General features: G+C 68.5%; 1 protein-coding gene. It reads right to left on the bottom strand.

Features of this window, described 5'->3' with window-relative positions; genetic code table 11:
- Positions 1 to 213: 213 nt before the first annotated feature.
- Positions 214 to 658 (bottom strand): ABC transporter permease subunit (locus HLH35_RS19715; protein WP_182980748.1); only part of this gene is annotated, 445 nt, incomplete at its 5' end.

Genomic DNA, 658 nt, shown 5'->3' with positions numbered 1-658 from the left:
GCCGGGAAATCCATCGTGATGCCCTTCAGCGCGTGGTTCGCCCCATACCAGAAATCCAGTCCCCGCACTGCCAGCGCCGACGCCGCGTCCTGCATCACCGTCCCATCCATATCCGTATTCCCCCGGGCCTGGCTGAAAATGCGCCCTGGCGGCGATCCGGCGCCGGGCCGCTCCCGCTCACCAGCCCACATTTTCAGCCAGGCCCTCAAATCTTCAGCGTCCAGATCCAGCCTGCCGGCTCCACAGCCGCACCAGCACGTTCAGCGCCAGTACCCCCGTCGTGATCAGCAGCGCCCCCGTCCAGGCAAGCTGCACCCAGTCATCATAGGCCGAGCCCGCATATTGATAGATCGCCACCGGCAGGCTCGCCATCGGCGCCCGCGGGTCCAGCGACCAGTTCATGTTCCCCAGCGAGGTGAACAGCAGCGGCGCCGTCTCGCCCGATACCCGCGCCACCGCCAGCAGAATGCCCGTCAGCACGCCGCCGCGCGCCGACCGCAGGCACACCTGCAGCACCACCCGCCATTTCGGCGCCCCCAGCGCATAGGCCGCCTCGCGCATCGTCAGCGGCACCAGCCGCAGCATGTCCTCCGTCGTCCGCACCACCACCGGCACGAACAGCACCGCCAGCGCAATCCCCCCCGACAGCCCCGAGAAA

It is taken from the genome of Gluconacetobacter asukensis, from assembly GCF_014174375.1.
In the GTDB taxonomy this organism is placed as follows: Bacteria; Pseudomonadota; Alphaproteobacteria; order Acetobacterales; family Acetobacteraceae; genus Gluconacetobacter; species Gluconacetobacter asukensis.
Note: the sequence above shows the minus strand (reverse complement) of the source record. Positions and strands in the feature narration are given on the sequence as shown.